21 protein-coding genes and 1 other annotated feature are annotated in these 21,282 nt (G+C 43.6%); all 21 genes read right to left on the reverse strand.

The genetic code is table 11. The features are described from left to right. Positions 1–234: 234 nt before the first annotated feature. Complete coding sequence (locus tag ACGTN9_RS08410; protein WP_499591887.1) at positions 235–1,626, reverse strand: solute carrier family 23 protein; 1,392 nt, start codon at positions 1,624–1,626, stop codon at positions 235–237. Positions 1,627–1,789: 163 nt separating this feature from the next. After that, positions 1,790–2,338 (reverse strand): bifunctional pyr operon transcriptional regulator/uracil phosphoribosyltransferase PyrR, encoded by a 549-nt coding sequence (gene pyrR / locus ACGTN9_RS08415; protein WP_499591888.1) that lies wholly within the window; start codon positions 2,336–2,338, stop codon positions 1,790–1,792. 172 nt (positions 2,339–2,510) lie between these two features. After that, on the reverse strand, positions 2,511–3,419 hold the full coding sequence (locus ACGTN9_RS08420; protein WP_499591889.1) for an RluA family pseudouridine synthase: 909 nt from the start codon (positions 3,417–3,419) through the stop codon (positions 2,511–2,513). Continuing rightward, entirely contained in the window at positions 3,416–3,889 is a 474-nt protein-coding gene (gene lspA / locus ACGTN9_RS08425; RefSeq protein ID WP_499591890.1) for a signal peptidase II, read from the reverse strand. Before lspA ends, ACGTN9_RS08420 begins: the two co-directional genes overlap by 4 nt. A 160-nt stretch (positions 3,890–4,049) precedes the next feature. Further along, on the reverse strand, positions 4,050–6,806 hold the full coding sequence (gene ileS / locus ACGTN9_RS08430) for an isoleucine--tRNA ligase (protein ID WP_499591891.1): 2,757 nt from the start codon (positions 6,804–6,806) through the stop codon (positions 4,050–4,052). 158 nt (positions 6,807–6,964) lie between these two features. Next, positions 6,965–7,193, reverse strand: a binding site (T-box leader). Positions 7,194–7,258: 65 nt separating this feature from the next. Beyond that, positions 7,259–7,774, reverse strand: coding sequence for a DivIVA domain-containing protein (locus ACGTN9_RS08435; RefSeq protein ID WP_499591892.1), 516 nt, complete (start codon positions 7,772–7,774; stop codon positions 7,259–7,261). 88 nt (positions 7,775–7,862) lie between these two features. After that, positions 7,863–8,636, reverse strand: a complete 774-nt coding sequence (locus tag ACGTN9_RS08440; RefSeq protein ID WP_499591893.1) for a YlmH family RNA-binding protein — start codon at positions 8,634–8,636, stop codon at positions 7,863–7,865. Between the two features lie 708 nt (positions 8,637–9,344). Continuing rightward, complete coding sequence (locus ACGTN9_RS08445) at positions 9,345–9,608, reverse strand: YggT family protein (protein WP_499591894.1); 264 nt, start codon at positions 9,606–9,608, stop codon at positions 9,345–9,347. A 4-nt stretch (positions 9,609–9,612) separates the two neighbouring features. After that, positions 9,613–10,059 (reverse strand): cell division protein SepF, encoded by a 447-nt coding sequence (locus tag ACGTN9_RS08450; RefSeq protein ID WP_093046634.1) that lies wholly within the window; start codon positions 10,057–10,059, stop codon positions 9,613–9,615. 25 nt (positions 10,060–10,084) lie between these two features. Continuing rightward, the gene (locus ACGTN9_RS08455; protein ID WP_499591895.1) at positions 10,085–10,753 is read right to left on the reverse strand and encodes a YggS family pyridoxal phosphate-dependent enzyme; all 669 of its coding nucleotides are present in this window, start codon (positions 10,751–10,753) and stop codon (positions 10,085–10,087) included. A gap of 1 nt (position 10,754) precedes the next feature. Next, on the reverse strand, positions 10,755–11,576 hold the full coding sequence (gene pgeF / locus ACGTN9_RS08460) for a peptidoglycan editing factor PgeF (RefSeq protein ID WP_499591896.1): 822 nt from the start codon (positions 11,574–11,576) through the stop codon (positions 10,755–10,757). 63 nt (positions 11,577–11,639) lie between these two features. Continuing rightward, positions 11,640–11,906, reverse strand: coding sequence for a YlmC/YmxH family sporulation protein (locus ACGTN9_RS08465; RefSeq protein ID WP_499591897.1), 267 nt, complete (start codon positions 11,904–11,906; stop codon positions 11,640–11,642). Positions 11,907–12,517: 611 nt separating this feature from the next. After that, entirely contained in the window at positions 12,518–13,297 is a 780-nt protein-coding gene (gene sigG, locus ACGTN9_RS08470) for an RNA polymerase sporulation sigma factor SigG (RefSeq protein WP_499591898.1), read from the reverse strand. A gap of 118 nt (positions 13,298–13,415) precedes the next feature. After that, positions 13,416–14,135: an RNA polymerase sporulation sigma factor SigE gene (gene sigE / locus ACGTN9_RS08475; protein WP_499591899.1), complete on the reverse strand. Its 720-nt coding sequence runs from the start codon at positions 14,133–14,135 to the stop codon at positions 13,416–13,418. A 17-nt stretch (positions 14,136–14,152) separates the two neighbouring features. Further along, positions 14,153–15,067, reverse strand: coding sequence for a sigma-E processing peptidase SpoIIGA (gene spoIIGA / locus ACGTN9_RS08480; RefSeq protein WP_499591900.1), 915 nt, complete (start codon positions 15,065–15,067; stop codon positions 14,153–14,155). A 296-nt stretch (positions 15,068–15,363) separates the two neighbouring features. Then, the gene (gene ftsZ, locus ACGTN9_RS08485; protein WP_499591901.1) at positions 15,364–16,530 is read right to left on the reverse strand and encodes a cell division protein FtsZ; all 1,167 of its coding nucleotides are present in this window, start codon (positions 16,528–16,530) and stop codon (positions 15,364–15,366) included. Between the two features lie 74 nt (positions 16,531–16,604). Next, positions 16,605–17,909, reverse strand: coding sequence for a cell division protein FtsA (ftsA, locus tag ACGTN9_RS08490; RefSeq protein ID WP_499591902.1), 1,305 nt, complete (start codon positions 17,907–17,909; stop codon positions 16,605–16,607). Positions 17,910–18,092: 183 nt separating this feature from the next. Beyond that, a complete protein-coding gene (locus tag ACGTN9_RS08495) occupies positions 18,093–18,461 on the reverse strand; it encodes a small basic family protein (RefSeq protein WP_499591903.1) in 369 nt (122 codons plus the stop codon). Next, on the reverse strand, positions 18,461–19,186 hold the full coding sequence (locus ACGTN9_RS08500; protein ID WP_499591904.1) for a DUF881 domain-containing protein: 726 nt from the start codon (positions 19,184–19,186) through the stop codon (positions 18,461–18,463). Before ACGTN9_RS08500 ends, ACGTN9_RS08495 begins: the two co-directional genes overlap by 1 nt. A gap of 5 nt (positions 19,187–19,191) precedes the next feature. Then, on the reverse strand, positions 19,192–19,893 hold the full coding sequence (locus ACGTN9_RS08505; protein WP_499591905.1) for a DUF881 domain-containing protein: 702 nt from the start codon (positions 19,891–19,893) through the stop codon (positions 19,192–19,194). Beyond that, positions 19,877–20,701: a cell division protein FtsQ/DivIB gene (locus ACGTN9_RS08510; RefSeq protein ID WP_499591906.1), complete on the reverse strand. Its 825-nt coding sequence runs from the start codon at positions 20,699–20,701 to the stop codon at positions 19,877–19,879. The genes ACGTN9_RS08505 and ACGTN9_RS08510 overlap by 17 nt, the downstream gene beginning before the upstream one ends. Between the last annotated feature and the right edge of the window lie 581 nt (positions 20,702–21,282).

Genomic DNA, 21,282 nt, shown 5'->3' on the forward strand with positions numbered 1-21,282 from the left:
TTTTTAGCGCAGGGTATTAGAAAAACTTGGCTTGTCGCCAAGTACTTATGGCGAAAGCCTTAGTATTTTCTTATACTTTAACCCTTTAACAAAGTTAAACTTTCCTAAAGTATAAAAAAGCACCCCCGGGGTGCGGGGGTGCTCAATCATCATCATTTCGAGGCATGACGAATCAATTAAACCCTACACCCTTTAAAATCTCACGGGATTTTATTAAAAAGTGTGATGGTTCGCTTATGCTGCATTATCATCATTTGATTTCTTATTATTGGACGTTGTGTCCTTAAACATTTTGCCATTTCCATGAGCCTTTTCTTTTCCTGGAAGAATGACGTTCAATACGACACCGATCAGGGCGGAAAGAGCCATACCGGCGATTTGGACATTATCGGTAACCTGGATGAAAGCTCCACCGATTCCGATTACAAGTATGACAGATGAGATGATCAGGTTACGCTTTTCTCCTAAATCAACCTGATTGTCAATCAGCATGCGAAGTCCGCTGGATGCGATGATACCGAACAGCAGGATAGAAACCCCGCCCATGACCGCGGATGGAATCGAACCGATTACAGCGGTACTCATGCCGATGAATCCGAACAGGACAGCCAGGACTGCCGCTCCACCGATGACAAAGACACTGAAGACTCGCGTGATGGCAAGTACACCGATATTTTCACCATACGTAGTGTTCGGCGGGCCTCCAAGGAAGGAAGCAATGACGGTCGCTGTTCCATCTCCAAGGATCGACCTGTTCAAGCCAGGTTCTTTTAAGAAGTTACGTCCGACGACTTTTGAAAGTACCATCTGATCTCCAATATGTTCAGCAATTGTTACCAGCGCGATGGGCACCATGATAAAGATGATCTCTACACTGATAACATCCAACGGTGCGTAATCTACGAACGGGACAATGAAATCCGGTTTTTGGAAAATTGCTCCCAGAACTCCACCAAGTGAATCCGCTGAAGTGATCGCTTCCCACTCGGCTTTGATCTCTGAAGTGTCGACAATACCACGGAACAGTCCGAATACATAACCGCCGACGATTCCGACAAGGATCGGCAGCAGGCTGAAGAAACCTTTGAAAAAGATGGAAGCGATGATGGTGATTGCCAGAGTCACTAACGCTACACTGAAGTGTTTAGAGCTATACACCTGCTCATCGATGCCTGGTACGTACATTGACATGTCGATGGCAGTGGTGGCAAGTCCAAGCCCGATAACGATAATGACTGGTCCCACTACTACAGGAGGCAATAAGTTGATCAGCCAATTGGTCCCGAACAGCGTGATCAGGAGCGCTACCAATCCGTATACAAGACCGGCAAGGAAACTTCCGACCATGGCCCCGGGTACTCCACTGACAGAGCTTGCAGCTATTACAGGGGCGATGAAAGCAAAACTGGAACCGAGATAGGCTGGGATTCTTCCTCTTGTGATCAGCAGATAAGCCAGTGTTCCAGTACCGCTTGAAACTAAGGCAACTGATGGTGACAATCCTGTTAAGAATGGGACAAGAATGGTTGCTCCGAACATGGCGAATAAGTGCTGTAAGCTTAAGGTGAGCCATTTATGAAGGGCAGGAACCTCTCTGACATCTAGTGCGGCGTTATTTGATTTCATTATCATTTCCTCCTTTTATTTCATGCAGGTTGCTTGCGCTTTTTACAATAAAAAAACCTCTTTGCTTAAAAAACCGCAAAGAGGTGGACGTATCTTTGTGTAGCTTGATACGTACTGGTTTGCGACCTTTTAAGCCTCACTGGACTTACTTAAAGGTGCTTTGTTATTCGTTTTTTTCGAAGATGACTACTTCATCTTGTTTATCTGTCTCTGAGACAGTCACCGTCACGATTTCATCGAGTGATGTCGGAACATTTTTTCCGACATAGTCAGCCCGGATTGGCAGTTCACGATGTCCACGGTCTACGAGGACGGCCAATTGTATTTGTGAAGGTCTTCCGTGGTCGATCAATGCGTCCATTGCGGCACGCACCGTCCGGCCTGTATAAAGGACATCATCAACGAGTACTACTTTTTTTCCGTCTATGTTGGCCTCAATATTCGTTTCTTTCAGTTCAGGTTCTTTCTGATCTGTTTTTGTAGTCAAATCATCGCGGTAAAGCGTGATATCCAGTTCCCCGCTTGGCAGGATGACTCCCTCGATATCATTGATCCTTTTTTGCAGTCTGGCCGCCAAAGGAACACCTCTTGTTTTTATTCCAACAAGGATGACGTCTTCGACTCCCTTGTTTTTCTCTATAATTTCGTGTGAGATGCGAGTGAGTGCGCGTCGGATAGCTGCTTCGTCTAATACGGTCGTTTTCGGTTTCATTCCTCCACCTCCGGTTCTCTGGAAACTAAAAAACCCTTTTCCTGCGTGAGGGCAGAAAAAGGGTATAATACACATACGTAAATATCATCCGTTTCCTTTTCAGCCTCACGGGACTGTCTTTAAAGGTCTTATTCAATTCTTTAATTGATTATCACAAATGATGTGCTATTTGTCAACTGCGTTTTTTCACAAGTTCGAGCATTTTCTTGAAATCCTCTGGAGGTTCGACATGAAAATCCATACGCTCATTCGTTACAGGATGATTGAAGCCAAGCGTTCGGGCATGAAGTGCCTGACCGTCAATAGGCAGCGATTTACGCGGCCCATACTTAGGATCCCCGGCAAGCGGATGGTTGATATATTTCATATGGACACGGATTTGATGGGTACGTCCTGTCTCGAGTACACATTCCACATGGGTGAAGTCCTTGAATAGCTCGAGCACCTTAAAATGCGTGACAGCCGGCTTGCCTTCTTCTACCACAGCCATCGATTGCCGGTCTTTATGATCTCGTCCGATAGGTGCTTCAATCGTGCCATATTCATGAGCGATTTCACCATGGACAATCGCTTCATATTTTCTGTCGGTCGTTTTGTTAGCTAATTGTTCCGCCAGTGACTGATGAGCATGATCATTTTTAGCTGCCATCAACAGACCGCTGGTATCTTTGTCTATCCGATGGACGATCCCTGGTCTGGTCACACCATTGATCCCGGACAAGTCATCACAATGATGGAGAAGGGCATTGACCAATGTCCCATTGGGATGGCCGGACGAAGGGTGTACAACCATTCCTCGAGGCTTGTTGACAACAATAATATCCTTGTCCTCATACACGACATCAAGGGGGATATCTTCCGCTTCAATTTTTAACGGTTCCGGCTCTGGTACCTCCCAGGTAATCTCATCATTTTCCTGGACTTTATAATTGCTTTTCACTTGTTCTCCGCCCACAAGAAGGTGGCCGTCCTTAATCCAGCTCTGCACCTGTGTCCTTGAAGCGGTAGGATCTATTTCTGTTACCAATTTATCAATTCGCTTGCCTGTATCCTCTTCACTTACCTGATAATGATTACTCACGATTGGGTACTCTCCTTCTTCTTACGTTCATCCAAAAAGGATGCGATCATCACTAAAATGACACCAATTACCAGAGAGGAATCGGCGATATTGAAGATCGGATAATCGTATGTAAAAATAATAAAATCAAAAAAGTCCACGACTTCCTTCCTTAGCAGCCGGTCGATGAAATTCCCGATGGCTCCTGCCAATAACAATGCAAGGGCGATGCCCCCTAATTTATATTGCTTTCCATATTGATGCAAGTAGTAAATGATTACGCCAATGACGATCAGGGTGATAATGTAAAAAAAGATCATCTGCCCTTGTAATATTCCCCAGGCTGCCCCACGGTTCCGGTGAGAAGTCAGATAAAAAAAGTTTGCAATGACCGGGATACTTTCCCCGAGATACATATTTTTCACGACCAGCCATTTTGTCCATTGATCAATGACGACGATAAAGCTTGCTAATATGTAATACCAAACCATAGTCTTCCTCCAAAATAATTATTCGATTTTTTCATTGTACCATATCTATCACTGAAAAAGATAATTACTGGCGTTTGTTTACATAACATTATTATCATCCATTTAACCAAGTAAAAAGCCGTGTGCAGCTGGTGTCTTGCACACGACTTAGTAGAATCAATTAATCTTGGTAGTGCTCTTTTACGACAGTGGCACAGCGTACACACAATTCCGGATGCTCATCATCTTCTCCGACATCATCGGAAGCAACCCAGCAGCGTTCACATTTTTCCCCTTCATGCTTCTCGACATAAACGTCGACATGCTCATATGCTTTGGCATCAGGATGTGATAATGCTACCTCTGCTTCTGAGACAATCAGGAGCTGGTGCAGATGCTCGATGTTTTTCAACACACTTTGTGTCTGCTCATCCTTCGGTACAATCGTCACTCTTGCTTCCAATGACTTACCAATGACTTTTTCGTTCCGTGCATCTTCTAAGGCTTTAAGAACATCATCTCTCACTTTCATGAAATGATCCCATTTGTCCTTAAGCTCCTGGCTGTCGATGACGGCTACCTCATCCGGCATATCAGTCAGTTGGACACTTTCCTCGCTTACGCCTGGCAGGTACTCCCACACTTCATCTGTAGTATGAGGAATAATTGGTGCTAACAGCTTAACTAATGCAGTCAGCGTTTCATAGTAAACAGTCTGGATGCTTCTTCTCCGTGGATGATCAGGTGCTTCGATATACAGGATATCTTTGGCGAAATCCAGGTAGAACGAGCTCAAATCAATCGTACAGAAGTTATGAACCTGATGGTAGATGACATTGAACTCATAGTTGTCATAAGCTTCACGGACGTTTTTAACCAGGCTGTTCAATCGCATTTTCATATAACGATCTACTTCTTCCAACTGTTCCTCCGGTACACGGTCAGCAGCTGGATCGAAATCATGAAGATTTCCGAGCAGGAAGCGGAACGTGTTACGAATTTTACGATAAACCTCAGATACTTGTTTCAGGATATCATCGGAAACTCTTACGTCTGCCTGGTAATCAGAGCTTGCCACCCATAGACGGATGATTTCCGCTCCCAGCTGTTTCGTCACCTTGTCAGGCAGGATGACGTTACCGATTGATTTACTCATCTTACGGCCATGGCCATCCAAAGCAAACCCGTGGCTTAAAATCCCTTTGAATGGTGCTTTTCCTGTCACGGCTACAGAAGTAGATAAGGAAGAGTTGAACCAGCCGCGGTATTGGTCAGAACCCTCTAAATACAGGTCTGCCGGACGTTGCAGCTCTGGACGCTGGTGCAATACTGCCTGGTGTGACGAACCGGAATCAAACCAGACATCCATGATGTCCTCTTCTTTGGTGAATTCGCCGTTCGGGCTGTGTTCGGAAGTGAAGCCTTCCGGAAGCAAATCTTTCGCCTCGCGTTCGAACCACACATTGGAGCCGTGTTCCCGGAACAAACCTGCGACATGGTCGATCGTTTCATCCGTAATGATTGGTGTGCCATCTTCGCCATAGAAGACTGGAATCGGTACGCCCCAGGTCCGCTGGCGGGAAATACACCAATCTTCACGGTCGCGAACCATGTTGTAAAGACGAGTTTCACCCCATCGCGGAACCCATTTGACGTTGTTGATTTCCTCTAATAATGTATCACGGAAATCTTTGATGGAAGCGAACCATTGGTCTGTAGCACGGAAAATCGTCGGTTTCTTCGTCCTCCAGTCATGCGGGTAGGAGTGCGTGATGAATTCTAATTTTTCCAATGCTCCTGCTTCGGTCAATTTTTCTGTAATCGGTTTGTTTGCTTTATCGTAGAACATCCCTTCAAAACCAGGAGCTTCTTCGGTAAATACCCCTTTGTCATCAACCGGGCAAAGTACATCAAGGCCGTATTGCTTCCCTACCCAGAAGTCATCTTCCCCGTGACCGGGAGCGGTATGGACACAGCCGGTACCACCATCTGCAGTAACATGATCACCAATAATGACTAGGGATTCACGAGCATAGAATGGATGCTGGGTCGTAACATGTTCTGCTTCTTTTCCTTTAAAAGTCTTTACGATTTCGTAAGATTCCCATTCCAGCTTTTCTGCAACATCTTCAAGCAGATCTTCAGCAATGACAAATTTATTGTCTCCAGCTTTTACTACCACATAGTTATAAGCCGGATTCAAAGCGATTGCCAGATTAGAAGGAATCGTCCAAGGAGTTGTCGTCCAGATGATGAACTTTTCATCTCCGTCAAACAGATCTTTTCCATCTTTCACTTGGAAAGATACATAGATGGATGGTGACCGCTTATCCTGATATTCGATTTCAGCCTCTGCAAGCGCTGATTCGGATGATGGAGACCAGTAGACAGGCTTCAACCCTTTGTAGATATAGCCTTTTTTAGCCATTTCACCAAATACTTTGATCTGTTCAGCTTCATAGTCTTTATTCAATGTCACATATGGGTTATTCCAATCCCCGCGGATACCCATGCGTTTGAATTCTTTTCGCTGGTTATCCAACTGCCCCATCGCATAATCCGCACACTTTTGACGGAATTCAGCAATGGACATCTTTTTACGATCGACTTTCTTTTTCTTTGTCAGTGCTGTTTCAATCGGCAGTCCGTGTGTATCCCAGCCAGGGACATATGGTGCATGGTAGCCGGACATGGATTTATACCTGACGATGAAATCTTTCAAGGATTTATTGAGGGCATGCCCCATGTGCAAGTCACCATTAGCGTACGGAGGGCCGTCGTGAAGGACGAACAATGGACGCCCTTCTGTCCGTTCCTGTACTTTTTCATAAATGTTCAATTCCTCCCACCGTTCCTGCATCTTCGGCTCACGGTTCGGAAGGTTTCCTCGCATTGGAAACTCGGTCTTAGGCATCCGTAATGTATCTTTATAATTCACTGCTGCTTCCTCCTTCAGTTTCTAAGTATTGCTAAATAATATTAGAAAAACTTGGCTTGTCGCCAAGTCCTTATGGCGAAAGCCTTAGTTTTTCTTATACTTTAATCTTTTAACACAGTTAAACTTTCTTAAAGTATAAAAAAGACCCTCTCATCCCTGGAAGGGACGAGAGGATCTCGCGGTACCACCCTTGTAGAACCGGCCATCAACATGCCGATTCCGCTCTGTTGATCCGTATCGTGGATAAGGCGTCCATTTCTACTCATCGCTTTTCGAATGGAAAACTCGAGGGTGATTTTCCATCAAGGCGCTGCCCCAGGCTTTCACCATCCCTGGATCGCTCATGCTGCATGCGGGCTTGTGTACTCTCCCTGTCATCGTTCAACTCTATCTATTCTTTTCTTCTGGAATTATATCATGTTAATGAATTATATGTAATATTGCTTTTTTCGTCAAGATTTATTTTCCACCATCTCTTTTTTCACTTCTGACTTATCATCTAATTCTGTGTCAAATAAATGATCCCAGTCGTCTGTTTCAATCATATCCAGTTGTGCTTCCACCAGCATACGCAGACGCGTTCTGAACACCTTTGCCTGTTTTTTCAGTTCTTCCACTTCGATAGCAATCCGGTGTGATTTCTGCAATGCTTCATTGATGATGCGATCGGCGTTCTTTTCTGCTTCTTTTATAATCAGCTTAGATTCTTTGCTGGCATTGCTTTTTACTTCTTCTGCCGTTTCCTGAGCAACCAGAATGGATTTATTGAGTGTTGTTTCGATGTTATTGAAATGGCCCAGACGCTCATTCAACTGTTCCACTTTCTCCTCCAGCGCTTTTTTATCACGGTTCACCTGTTCATAATCTTTGATGACCTGCTCAAGAAATTCATTGACCTCGTCCTCATCATAACCTCGAAAACCGCGTGTGAATTCTTTATTATGAATATCCAGTGGTGTTAATGGCACACCAGCCACCTCCTCAAAAGTATCGGACATTATTTCGAATTATATTCCATTTCGACAAAAGTTGGTCGATTCCTGCTTGCACAGCGGTTTATTTTAATCGGGAGATGATCACTTTGTACTTGTCCTTTTTAGTGGTGCCAAGAACCTCTGTGAGTTTGCTGCGTCCTTTCCCCCTGATGGAAATCATGTCGCCTGCTTCCAGCTTGAACGAGGTGTCTTCGACGATTCGGAAGTTTACCTTTACCTGTCCTTTTTCAATAAATAAAGAAGCTTTCTGGCGGGACATGCGGTAAATTTCTTTGATGAGGGTATCCAGCCGCAATGATGAAACGGTCGTATCCAACTCTTCCCATTGTTCATTATCTTCAATCAGTCGGTCAAAAGGTATCTCCTGAAAATGCACAGTGGCTTTTTTTATCCCATCAAGATTCATACGTACATAATCAGCAATTTCACTGGCAACGATGATTTGAACAACACCATCCCTGACAATCAGATCACCGAGTTTCTTACGTTTGATGCCCAAACTCATGAATGCACCGAGTACATCTGGATGAGTCAAGGTGACAAACTTCTCTGGATAAGTAGCCTCTAAAAGAGTCAGGTCGAATTGGTCTGGTTGGATTTGTTCATAATAAGGTGCCAAAAGACCTCGCTTCCGTTCAGAATCATCCCTGCCGCCGAACAGTTTCCAGGTAAAGTCGGGATGATTGCCAAGCAGGCTTTCAAAAATGAATTGTTCCCGAGGATCGAGAAAATCAGTCAGCTTACTTTGGAAACTGCGGCCAACTTCCTCTTGCCAGGAGAGTACTTGATCGATAAATGGCTGTTCTTCTTTTCGAAAATGCTGATAAATATCCATCTCTTCCTCCCACAAAAATCATCATTCGTTAAAAAAAGGCTCTGTTAAATCTTATTGTTGATTATCAAGTTAAGCTCCCATTTGCTTAAGACTCAGTTTCGAGAGAAACTGTTTCCGTTACGGTTGTGAGCGTTTAGAGGTCCGGGAAATCACTCGCTTTCCGTGGCATGTGGTGAGCTTCCTCAGGCTTCGCCTTGCGGGATCTCACCGATCATGTTCATCCCACAGGAGTCTCGCAATTTCCCGGCCCTCCTTGCACTTATGAGAGAAACGGAAACATCGGTATACAGAATCATTCAGACATAGTAAGAGCTACAATGAGGGCTTATTTCCTGTATCATTGGGCTTTTCAAGCAGTAAATGTGGAAGATATCTTCTTATAACATAGGATTCGTTCACCAAAATACGGGTAGGGTGGCGGGGAAACGGTGAGACTCCCGTGGGAGAAGGATCTAGGCAAGACCCCGGAAGACGAAGTCTGAGGAGGCTTGCCAGCTCCCCCACAGGAAAGCGAACCGTTTCCCCGCCACTCTTTACCCTGTCTCGGTAACGGACCAAAATTACCTTGAAACTGAGTCTTCCATAATCCGGCCCTATTGTTGAATAAGTCTTTTAGGAAAAATCAATACCGCTGTTTAACAGAGCCAATAAAAAGCAAAAATAAAGCCGCCAGTGGCAGCTTTACTTCTTAAATTATTATGATATCTGTTACATAAGCATGATGTATAGTTCACGAAGCCCCATGTTTGCAAAGTTCAACACTAAAATAGCTACAATTGGGGAAATATCAATCATTCCAAGCGGGGGAATGATACGTCGGAACGGCTCTAAAAATGGTTCGCAAATTTTAGCCAGAAACTGCCCGATCGACGATTCTCTAGCCCCAGGGAACCAGGACATGAAGATATAAATAATTAATGCCCAGCTGTAGATTTGGATTGCATTAGTCAATAAAACAAATAGTTGCTGCATTTCTTTACCACCTTTTGTCTAGATCATCTTCCTGCTCAAGAATTTCTGAAATCGAACCGGATATCTCTACATTGTCTGGTGTGCATAGGAAAGTCTGCATACCAAGCTTCTGGATATCCCCTCCAATAGCATAAACGGTACCGCTTAAAAAATCCACAATCCGTTTCGCCTGCTGGTGATCCACTCGCTGCAAATTGATCACAACCGCGCGACGGTTTACGAGATGATCCGCGATATCCTGCGCCTCATTATAGTTGCGAGGCTCACACAACATCATCCGTGAAGAGGATTGAGCGCTTTTTAAACTGACAACGTTTTTTGTCTTTTGCTCAGGAAAACTTTGCTGCTGATTAGCCGGCTGGTTGTTATTGGTATCTTCCATTTCTTCCTCCATGTATTCATATTCATCATCTAGTGTGAAAAATGATTTGAATTTATTTTTCATACTCATTTCATGATCACCTCTTTAATAGTTATCAGCCTACCAGACTGGACCCAAGCCGGATGAAAGTAGCTCCTTCTTCAATTGCCAGCTTGTAATCATTGCTCATTCCCATGGATAATTCCTGACATGGGGCGTGAGGATACTGCTTGTCCCTGATCCGGTCGCGCATGGCACGCAATTTACGGAAAGTGCCTCTAAGCGTCTCTTCATCCTCTACATGAGGGGCCATAGTCATCAATCCGATAACCCTGACATTAGGGTATGCTTCCAGCCACTCGATGAACGCTTCCACTTCATCCAGTGCCATCCCATGCTTTGATTCTTCCCCGCTGACATTCACTTGCAGAAAGCACGAGACAGGGCTATCGGCACGCTTGTCAATTTCCTTTGCCAAAGACTTCCGATCCAGTGAATGGATATAGTCGACATCATTAATGATTTCCTTAACCTTCCGAGACTGTAAAGAACCGATAAAATGCCAGGTGGCATCATTTCCGATGGCCTCGTGCTTTTCCAAAAAGCCTTTCATTCTGTTTTCACCGAGATGATTGATGCCTGCAGCTAAGGCTTCTCTCGCCCGCTCAACTGTTACATATTTTGTAACTGCAACTACTGTAACTTCTTCTCCATCTCGTCCACAATTACTGCAGGCTTGCTCTATTGTTGTTTTAATTTCCTGCCAATTTGCTTCCACACTCATGCTACACGTCTCCTTTTCCATCTGAAAAGCCTATGAATCCAAGCATCCGGCCTGTTTTCCCGTGGTCACGGCGATGGGAAAAAAATACGTCTTCCTGTTCGTATGTACAATGCTCGGTAACACGGATGTATTTTTCATCTACACCTGAATCCAATAAAATCAGTCGATTCAATTCTCTCAAATCCAACAGAAATTTTCCATCATGAAGGGGTTCGGTGACTTTATTTACATATTTATTTTCTATGTGGGCGAAAACGCGTTGATCCACTTCGTAATGTTTCATGCTGATAGAAGGGCCGATAACAGCTCTTATTTCTTGCGCTGGTATACCCTGAGCTTGAAGTGCTTTCACCATCGAGGCAGCCATACCGTTAACTGTACCTTTCCAGCCGGCATGCGCGATACCAATCCATCCTGCATTAGGCGCATGAAAATATAACGGCACACAATCAGCAAAAAAAGCAGCTAATAATAAGTCTGGTGTATTTGTGATCAGCCCGTCGCACCCCTTGACGGAAGTGTCTTGTCGTAAAGCTCCTTTACCTGCATCTTCCTCATGAACTACAGCTACCTCTGTACCATGAACCTGTTCTCCAATCACCCATTTATTTAGGGGGATACCTACAGAAGCAGCAAGACGTTCCCGATTTGAGATGACATCCTCTTCCCGATCATTTACATGAAGGCCCAGGTTGAAATTCATAAACGGAGGCCCGCTGACCCCACCATACCTGGTTGAAAAGCCAGCCGTAAGAGCCTGATATTGCTTCCAATTCTGTATAGATAACAGAGAATCGTTTTTATGTTTAAATGGTTCTGTCATGTTACCACCTCAGTTGCCCTATATTTTACCACAGAACCAGTCATATTTCTTCTTCTAATCCCATTATTCTATCTTTTTTGTCGATTGAGGAGGGAGCGCGAAGGGTTTTTTCACTAAAATAACATCCGTACCGATGTTGATGATCTGGTCCCATGGTATCACCGCTTCTTCATCTTTTCCAAACAATCCCATCATTTTCCCTTTTAGTGTGATTACGATGGCAACCACTTTTCCGTTATCGACATCTATATCCAAATCAGCAATCTGGCCAAGCCGTTCACCTGTTTCCATTGCGATGATATCTTTCATTTGTAATTCTGAAATCATCATATCCAATCACCTTCCTTGCTCCATTCTATGCAAGAAAGGTGGATTACATGGTTCTAAAATATAAAAAAGCGCTGTGAAATCTAATTATTTGATTTTACAGTTCACCTCCCTTTACATGAAGACTCAGTTTCGAGATAGTTTGGTCCGTTACCATGAGAGAAAGGGGATGTTCCGGGAAACAACTCGCTTTCCTGCGGGGGATCTGGCAAGCTTCCTCGGGCTAAAGCCCTGCGGGATCTCGCCTAGCCCCTTCTCCCGCGGGAGTCTCCCCGTTTCCCTTCCCATCCATCCAGATTAGTAATAAACGGACCCTCCAAAAAGAGAAGAATGTAGCTTAGAACTTCATCCTTGAGCTTTTACCAAGAATGTAAAGGCACCAAAGTCTTCAATCATAGGGCGGTTTTCGTAGAGGTGATTTCGAGAACTTCCCATGGCTAGGGGCGTAGGGAAACGGTGAGACTCATGTGGGAAGCCCCTAATCTCCAACAATATCTCGAAATCAAGTCTTCGACTTTACGGCCATATTGTTGAATAAATCCCTTAGGAACGTTTTTAAATAGCCAAAATAAAAAGTGCACCGGGGATACGGTGCACTTTGTGAATAGCTTGGTTTATTCAAACATGGTTGTGTTCATTTCTTTTATGGCTGCTTTTTCAAGCCTGGAAACCTGCGCTTGAGATATTCCGATTTCATCCGCCACTTCCATTTGCGTTTTTCCTTGGAAGAAACGTTTCGTTAAAATCATTTTTTCCCGGTCATTCAACCGCTTCATGCCTTCTCTTAGAGATAATTCATCAAGCCATACCGAGTCTTTATGCTTTTCGTCCTTTAGTTGATCCATGACGAATATTGGATCTCCTCCATCATTGTAGATCGGTTCGAACAATGAAACCGGATCCTGGATAGCATCCATAGCGAAGACGACATCTTCGTGGGGGACCCCCATTTCCTTGGCTATTTCAGCGGGTGCCGGATCCTTTGAACGTTCACTGATTAACTTCTCCCGCATCTGCAAGGCTTTATACGCGGTATCGCGTAACGAACGTGATACACGGATCGGGTTGTTATCCCGAAGGTACCTGCGGATTTCACCAATAATCATCGGAACAGCATAAGTAGAAAACTTTACATTATGGCTTAAATCAAAATTATCGATGGATTTCATAAGACCAATACAACCCACCTGGAAAAGATCATCCACGTACTCGCCACGGTTATTGAACCGCTGAATGACACTCAATACCAGTCGTAAGTTGCCATTGACTAGTTCCTCCCTGGCAGATCGGTCTCCACTTTGCATCCGTTTGAACAAAATACGCATTTCATCATTTTTAAGTACTGGAAGCTTAGATGTATCTACACCACATATTTCAACTTTATGTCTAGTCACGGTATTTTACCCTCCCAGGAAGCTATTCACGATTCAGTATCTCCCCGGGCTGGGAATTATATGCATATCCAATTAAGACAAAACAGCGAACGTATGTTTCAAAAATACCGGGAAAGTGCTATACCATCTTGTTAAATTCCCGTTTCAATCTTTTAATAATTTTTTTCTCAAGCCTTGAAATATAGGACTGGGATATACCGAGCATGTCGGCGACATCTTTTTGGGTCTTTTCTTCTTTATCCACAAGGCCGAACCGGAGCTCCATGATTTGCTTTTCCCTGTCATTCAGCTGTTCTAATGCTTTTTTCAATAACCGTTTATCGACTTTATCTTCGATACCTTTGGTAATGATATCTTCCTCCGTACCGAGAATATCAGATAGCAGCAGTTCATTTCCATCCCAATCGACGTTCAACGGTTCGTCGAAAGAAACTTCTGACTTTAATTTATTGCTTTTCCGCAGATGCATGAGAATTTCATTTTCGATACAGCGAGAGGCGTAAGTAGCAAGCTTGATTTTCTTTTCTGGATTAAAGGTATTCACGGCTTTGATCAATCCAATTGTGCCAATGCTGATCAAATCTTCGATATTCAAACCAGTGTTTTCGAATTTTCGTGCAATATAGACGACCAGCCGCAAATTACGTTCAATCAACATCGCCCTTGCGGCTTTATCCCCTTTCGGCAGCCGCTTTAACAGCTCTGCCTCTTCTTCTCTTGATAACGGAGGGGGAAGCGCTTCGCTTCCTCCTATGTAATAAATTTCATTTGTTTTCAAGCCAAGCTTCAATAAAATCCGATAATACCAGAGTCGTAACTTCAACTTCCATTTGCTCATATCAAAACCCCTTCCTTTTAAGCTACTTTTCCTTTTTGCATCATTTCCGGATGAAGCAGGACATGATAGCTGTCATCATCCGTCAATCTGCCGAACTGCAGACCCAGTAGCGGAGCATGCATGCTGATTTTTTTCTTCTCATCACTAACTAATTCGATTTTGTCTAATTGTATGGCCAGCATTAATTTCCTTTCTCCACTGGCACCCTTGTATGGAATGAAATGGACGGATTCCTGTAACGAATCAGGGATCCGGTTAATGTCATAACTTTCTTCCACTTCTTTAAGCTCCGACCATTCCTCCTCGGTGACAAACGCACGGAATACCTCTTCATCTCCAAGAAAAACCAGCTTGTTTGTCAACGGGTCACTCAAATGATTTCCACTATCCACCAAACCGGTGGAAACAGCTTTTCTCCCTTTCCACTCTAAAATAACTTCATAAATTTCCTCGTATTTCAATTTCAATATTGCAATCCGCTGTAAGCGATGTTTTGTAAACCACCAGGCAACAGGAAACCCAATAAGTACAAATATCCAACTGATTGGATCGCCATAGCCTGTTGAGAAGGTGACCATTCCTGGTGCAGACATCTGGACATTCATTTTCAAGAAAAAATGACTGGCAAACAGGGCGCCTCCAATCGCAAAAGTGACAAAATAGAAACTGGTCAAGTTACGTAAATAAACGGATATAGACTTATAAGGGAATGCTGCCAATATGATAACCATCGAATAAGCAAATTTTCCTAATGGAGATACTAGCCAGGAATCTGAAAAAAATATCGTCAGAGGTACAATAAGGGAGGCGATCAGAGCAGCAAACATAATTCTTCGCATCGTTGTATAAGACTTTGTGACTGCCTGGGTTATAATCAGAATCATTCCATCTACCAAAAAATTAAGCAGCCATACGGCGTCGAGATAGATCATCACCTCTTTCTCCTTTTCTCAATAAATAGTGATACCAAGTATAAGACATGCTGTTCCTAAAAGTCTGTCACTTTCTGCCATGACAGGAAGACTTTTTTTAGCCGATTTTGTCGCTGTCCGATAAGCATCCTTATCAAGTCGAGCATTAAAGCATGTCGAAACGTAAAAAAGGCTTCCTGGTACCAGGAAGCCTTTTATGATTGAGACGGAAGAGGATACTGGAAATTCAAAGGTTTAACGGAGGACATAACAAAGAGCCTCCTGCTGAATGGCAGGAGGCTCTTTCATTATTGTTACTATCGTCTACGGTTGCGATTTCTTAAAAATGTCGGGATATCCAATGTGTCTTCTTCTTGATTACCACCACGCTGTTGGGATGGCATTTCCTGCTGGCGTGGCTCTTCTCTTCTTCTCTCCAGACGGTCTGGCTGTTGTTGCTGCTGATTAACGCCGCCCCCGCCCATTTGGCCAAGAGCCGGACGCTGTTTGTTCTGGCTCTGGCTCAATTGAGCTTCATCGAAACCAGTTGCAATTACAGTTACGACAATTTCATCTTTCAGGTTCTCATTTATCACGGAACCGAAGATGACGTTTACTTCCTGGTCGGCTGCTGAAGTCACAATGTCAGCCGCCTCTTGTACTTCATACAAGCTTAAATTAGAACCGCCGGTGATGTTCATCAATACACCGTGAGCGCCATCAATGGAAGTTTCCAGTAATGGGGAAGATATCGCTTTTTTAGCAGCTTCCACAGCACGGCTTTCACCTGTTGCAATTCCAATTCCCATCAAAGCAGACCCTTTATCCATCATGATCGTCTTAACGTCTGCAAAGTCAACATTGATCAGACCTGGGACTGCAATCAAGTCAGAGATACCTTGGACACCTTGACGAAGCACATTATCCGCTTCACGGAATGCTTCCAGCATCGGCGTATTCTTATCAACAATTTCCAATAGTCGGTCATTTGGAATAACAATCAATGTATCCACGGCACTTTTCAGGGCATCTGTACCGCCTGTCGCCTGTACAGACCGCTTCTTACCTTCGAATGTAAATGGGCGTGTAACGACACCGACAGTCAATGCTCCTAGTTCTTTTGCCACGTTGGCGATGACAGGCGCTGCACCAGTACCGGTACCTCCACCCATACCAGCTGTAACGAACACCATGTCTGCCCCTTGCAAGGCTTCTTCCAGCTGTTCCTTACTTTCTTCCGCAGCCTTTTTACCTACTTCCGGGTTGGCACCTGCGCCAAGACCGCGGGTAAGTTTACCACCGATTTGCATTTTCACTTCTGCTTTAGAAAGATTCAAGGCTTGGGCGTCCGTGTTGACTGCGATAAATTCAACACCTTGCACTCCATGTTCAATCATTCGGTTGACAGCGTTGCTTCCGCCGCCACCTACTCCAATAACTTTTATTGTTGCTAGTTGGTCCATGCTTGTATCAAAATCTAACATTTTTCGTTCCTCCCAGTTCAAAGATTACGAGACTTATTTTAGCTTCCATTCGTCGGATATGAAGGAAACGTTGTTTAGTCGAAAAAGTATTTCAGTAGATTAGATAATCCTGATTCTTTTTTCTCTTTTTCTTCCTTAACAGGCTTTTCTTGTGGTTCTTGTTGTTTTACGGCACTCCGTTTCTGCTTTTTCGGTCTCGGTTGTTGATGTTCTCCCATTTGTACAGATGGAAAAATCTCTTTTCCTTGTATTTTCGCATTACGATAAGCGAATTGCAAGATACCGACACCACTTGTGAATTGAGGTTCACGAACCCCGATATAATCCGGGATCGCCAATCGGATATTCGCATGGAAGATATCCTGTGCCAACTCCATCACACCAGGCATACTCATTGTGCCACCTGTCAGTACGAAACCTCCAGGAAGATCTTTTACTCCCATCCGGTGGATTTCTTGTGCTGCAAAAACATAAATCTCTTCTAGTCTAGCTTCAATCATATCAGATAATTGCAATTGATTGAATGTTTGTTTTCGATTACTTCCGATAATTGTTACTTCAAATTGTTCTTCTTCCCGGGCATCATCGAAAAAGGCATGTCCATGTTCCAATTTGATTTCCTCTGCTTCTTCCGTAGAAGTCCTCAAACCGATTGATAAGTCTTTCGTAATATTATCCCCGCCTAAAGCGGTCATGCTTGTCCCTTTCAGGTGTCCATCTTCAAAGACGGAAACAGTAGTGCTTCCACCTCCGATATCGATCAATGCAACACCTAGATTCTTTTCATCATCAGATAATGCCACTGTACCTGCAGCAAGTGGCTGAAGGCATATATCCAACACTTGAAGTTCAGCTCTTTCCACACACTTCAGCAAGTTATGTAGCACAGTTTTTGAACAAGTTATGATTGTTCCTTCCATTTCCAGGCGTACGCCGATCATCCCACGTGGATCTGTAATTTCATCCTGTCCATCTACAATGAACTGTTTAGGAATGACATCGATGATTTCACGTTCCGGAGGTATGGAAATGACTTGCGCGGCATCGATGACGCGCTTGATGTCTTCATTTCCGATCTCCCTGTCGTCGCTGGACACAGCTACCACACCATGACATGGCTGCAGCTGAATATGATTCCCGTTCACCCCGACAACGACTCGATCTATTTTCATATCGACCATTCTCTCCGCCTGCTCGACTGCCGAACGGATGGACTGGACCGTTTGGTCGATATCTACGATTGCTCCTTTTTTCATACCATTTGATTTTGCGGTACCCACACCGATGATATTAAGGGAATCATTTAAGATTTCCCCAATGATCACTTTAATACGGGTGGTTCCGATATCTAAACTTACTAGAATTTCATTTTGATTCAAAAGCGATGCACCTCCTGCACTAAAGGCATATGAATAGTTCAAATATTATCGAATATAAGAAGAAAATACAATCCATTTCACCTTTCGTAAATAGATTGATATATTATGTGGTTCTTTTCGCTCACATAACTGGAAATAGAATCAATTCATGTTCTGTTTCCACAGAAAGCCGTGATAATCCTCTTATTTTTCCGTATTTTTTTTTAGTTTGTTCGAAGTACGCAGATTACTGATTAAATGTCTTCTGATAATCGCTATATTCTGGAATAAACGGACCCCAAACGCGAATACAGCAGCCAGATATAAATCGATACCGAGCTGTACCCCTAAAAATGCCAATAAGGCAGCTAATGCTACGTTGGAAAAGAAACCAGTCAAAAATACAATGTCATCGAATTTCTTTTCTAACTGGGCCCGAATACCGCCTAGCAATGTATCGAAAGCAGCAAGAACCGCTATGGTCAAGTAATCAGTGTATGCATCCGGCACACGGATATCTGTCAACAGACCCAGGACCATCCCGACCAATAAAAATGCAATCGGCAGCCACATTAGTTTTCACCTGTTTCTTTACTGGAATCAAGCTCCAGTATTCCCAGCTGAAGATTATCATCATAGCCAGGAAGTTTCATATTTTTTTCCGCCTGCACATCCAAGGAAATATCATCAAGCGCGAACATATCCCTGGAGCGGCTGGCATTTACATAATCAAGCATTTTTTGTGGATTACTGGTAAGAACTTTTATCTCCACCGGTAAAGGCTGCATCGGCCGGTTATTCACATAGGTATCTCCATTTACATTCCTGATTGGAGATAAACTGACCACCCTCTCCTCCCCTACCGCTATCCCTTCGGCACCAAATGTATTCAATTCATTGATCAGATGCGTCAACAAAGAGGGACTCACCGTCGGATAAGCAGGGGCATCTTCCTCCCACTCTTGAAAAATCGGAGCAAGTTTAATGGTGATGCCACTTCCTTCCAGTGAGGTCAACCCGGCTTGCTGCTCTAACTGCTCTATAGAACCTTTCAAAGTTTCCAGCTTTTCTTCATCAGAAACTTCGTCATACTCTTCCAGGATACTATCCGCTTTGGTGATCTGCTCCAGTAACTCCTGCTGCAGCTTTTGCTGTTCCTGGAGTTCTTGTCGGACTTCCCATTGATCGCGCGTATCGCGAAGTTCAGGTTCTGAAGAAGCCGTTTGAAATTGAATGGCGACCATAAAGCCAACAATTGCGAAAATGATTGACATGAGCCATTTACTACGCTTACTCACAGCATTCACCCTTCACTGGAAAGTCTTGCATCCATCTGAATAGCCTCCGACTTTTCCAGCTCTACTTCAATATTGTCAGCGACCAGCTGATCGACAACCCCATTTTTCAATGAGAAACTGGAAAACAGCACTTCCGGATCGCCGATCGCAGAAATGACAAATGGAGCGGGATGCTGTGTTCCATCCACTGTAATGACTGGGCCTGTACAAGCAAAATAACTGTTGCTGAGATATCGCTGGCCGTTGATAGCTATTGCTTTAGCTCCAGCACTCTTTAGCTCATTGACCACTTTATGGATATGAGGCTCATGCACAATATAATTGTTCGCATGCGCTTCATCGGGGATATATTCCGCATCCCTGAGGGTTACCTTCATTCCTGGCCCTTCTACTGGCAGCTCTCCGGTAAGCAGCTGAAGTTTTTTCTTCCGTTCTACAAAATCTGCGATCTGTCGTTCGCTTGATGCCAAATTGTTTTCAAATTGCTGAATTTTTTCTGTTTTGCCTTGTAGTTCCTCCCGAAGCTCTTTGTTCTTTTCCTCTAAATCAAGGAGCTGTTTCCGGTAAAAATATTCCTTTTCCCACGTGCGCTCGGTCAGTTTAACCATTTGGGACTCTGTATCGGCCTGTGTATAACTATAAGATACTAAGAATCCCGTTGCCAAGAGAACGAAAGCGAGAATGACATGCTTACCCTTGAGTTTCATTTTCATTCTCCTCTGGCTCTGCTTGAGCGCCTTCTTCATCTTCTGATGATTCTTGTTCAGATGTTGAATAAGCTTCAAAGTAAGCACCCACATCAATATGGATGATCCCTTTATCTTCCGGACCTAACTGAGTCACGATTGAAGGGTATGCTCTCATTTTTTTAGAAAAGTTCCGGATCGTCCCCTGTACTTCATATCCATCATTCATATAAAGTTTGATTTGAAATGGATTATCATCGGTCGGCGTCCAGTGAATTTCAGATATCAGCCTGGCTATACTGGCTGGGAGTGCCCTCAGTTCTTTGGACATCTCTTCCAGGTAAGTAGCTTTATCGAAGCCAATCAAAAGTGGAGCATCGCCGTTTGTAACATGAAGCTCATAGGATTCCAGGCGTGTCCCATTTTCCAGGATAGGATAATAGCTGCCATCCAGCTTCACATACCCGACCCGGTCAAATTCATCCACCTTGATTTGGATGGTATTTGGAAAGTTACGAGACACACTTGCTTCATTTACTTCTGGATGGGCCTTTACACTAGTTTGGATTTGTTGTTTATCCACTTGCCAAAAGTTCTCGTCTCCAGAGACATGGCTCATCTCCCTGACCTCTTCGTCTGTAACATGGACATTTCCACTGACCTTGATATTCTTTACATGGCTAAGGGGGGACTGCAAGTAGACCACTATCGCAATCAATAAAAACAAAATTGTTAGGTAAAAGATCAAGCGTCTGTTCGCTTTTTTCTTCCGAGCCTGCTTCAACTTCGGAATGCGATCTTCAATGGACACAATATTCTTTTTCTCCATAATGGTGATTTCCCCTTAACATCGTTCAATATAATGAAAGACAGTTGTTATGTAGGAAAAATGTTTTTTGACCTTATGTTCCTATCATACATTACCTTTCAACTATCTTCCGTTGTTTCTAACAATTGGAAACAATTGTTACTCAGACCCCTCTGGTTTCAATCCTTCAAGAAAAAGCATCGGGTCACTCGAGTTAAGAAGTTATCGGTAGATGCAACCTAACCAACTGGTTTACCTGATTTGAGCCCAAACCCGTTTGAATGTACCCGCTTGAAAGTTTATTTAAACATTTATCTGCCCCTCCATTTTATCATGTTAGAACAAGTTTTGTGACTCTTAGTGTTAAAAACTTGATATTTTTTAAAGATTCACCATATTGAGTGGTAATTAAGACTCTCCGAACAAAAAAAGCCGAAACTATGCCCGTTCACATAGTACGGCTTATGTCATGTAAATTTGACTGTCATTGACAAATTTCTTTACTGCTACGAAAATTTCTTGATTTATAAAATTAAAATTAACTACAACGGGAAAAGTATACCACTCGATTGCCATAAGTAGTGAGGGCGGGCAGGGAAAAC

This window comes from Halobacillus sp. B23F22_5, assembly GCF_043497085.1.
Classification (GTDB): Bacteria; Bacillota; Bacilli; order Bacillales; family Halobacillaceae; genus Thalassobacillus.

Bases quoted from the DNA above. Each gene is read 5' to 3' on its own strand.
- ACGTN9_RS08410 (WP_499591887.1), bottom strand. From the start codon at position 1,626: ATGAAATCAAATAACGCCGCACTAGATGTCAGAGAGGTTCCTGCCCTT.
- pyrR (WP_499591888.1), bottom strand. From the start codon at position 2,338: ATGAAACCGAAAACGACCGTATTAGACGAAGCAGCTATCCGACGCGCA.
- lspA (WP_499591890.1), bottom strand. From the start codon at position 3,889: ATGGTTTGGTATTACATATTAGCAAGCTTTATCGTCGTCATTGATCAA.
- ACGTN9_RS08440 (WP_499591893.1), bottom strand. From the start codon at position 8,636: ATGGATATTTATCAGCATTTTCGAAAAGAAGAACAGCCATTTATCGAT.
- ACGTN9_RS08445 (WP_499591894.1), bottom strand. From the start codon at position 9,608: ATGCAGCAACTATTTGTTTTATTGACTAATGCAATCCAAATCTACAGC.
- ACGTN9_RS08450 (WP_093046634.1), bottom strand. From the start codon at position 10,059: ATGAGTATGAAAAATAAATTCAAATCATTTTTCACACTAGATGATGAA.
- ACGTN9_RS08455 (WP_499591895.1), bottom strand. From the start codon at position 10,753: ATGAGTGTGGAAGCAAATTGGCAGGAAATTAAAACAACAATAGAGCAA.
- pgeF (WP_499591896.1), bottom strand. From the start codon at position 11,576: ATGACAGAACCATTTAAACATAAAAACGATTCTCTGTTATCTATACAG.
- ACGTN9_RS08465 (WP_499591897.1), bottom strand. From the start codon at position 11,906: ATGATGATTTCAGAATTACAAATGAAAGATATCATCGCAATGGAAACA.
- sigE (WP_499591899.1), bottom strand. From the start codon at position 14,135: ATGAGCAAATGGAAGTTGAAGTTACGACTCTGGTATTATCGGATTTTA.
- spoIIGA (WP_499591900.1), bottom strand. From the start codon at position 15,067: ATGATCTATCTCGACGCCGTATGGCTGCTTAATTTTTTGGTAGATGGA.
- ftsZ (WP_499591901.1), bottom strand. From the start codon at position 16,530: ATGTTAGATTTTGATACAAGCATGGACCAACTAGCAACAATAAAAGTT.
- ACGTN9_RS08495 (WP_499591903.1), bottom strand. From the start codon at position 18,461: ATGTGGCTGCCGATTGCATTTTTATTGGTCGGGATGGTCCTGGGTCTG.
- ACGTN9_RS08505 (WP_499591905.1), bottom strand. From the start codon at position 19,893: ATGAAACTCAAGGGTAAGCATGTCATTCTCGCTTTCGTTCTCTTGGCA.
- ACGTN9_RS08510 (WP_499591906.1), bottom strand. From the start codon at position 20,701: ATGGAGAAAAAGAATATTGTGTCCATTGAAGATCGCATTCCGAAGTTG.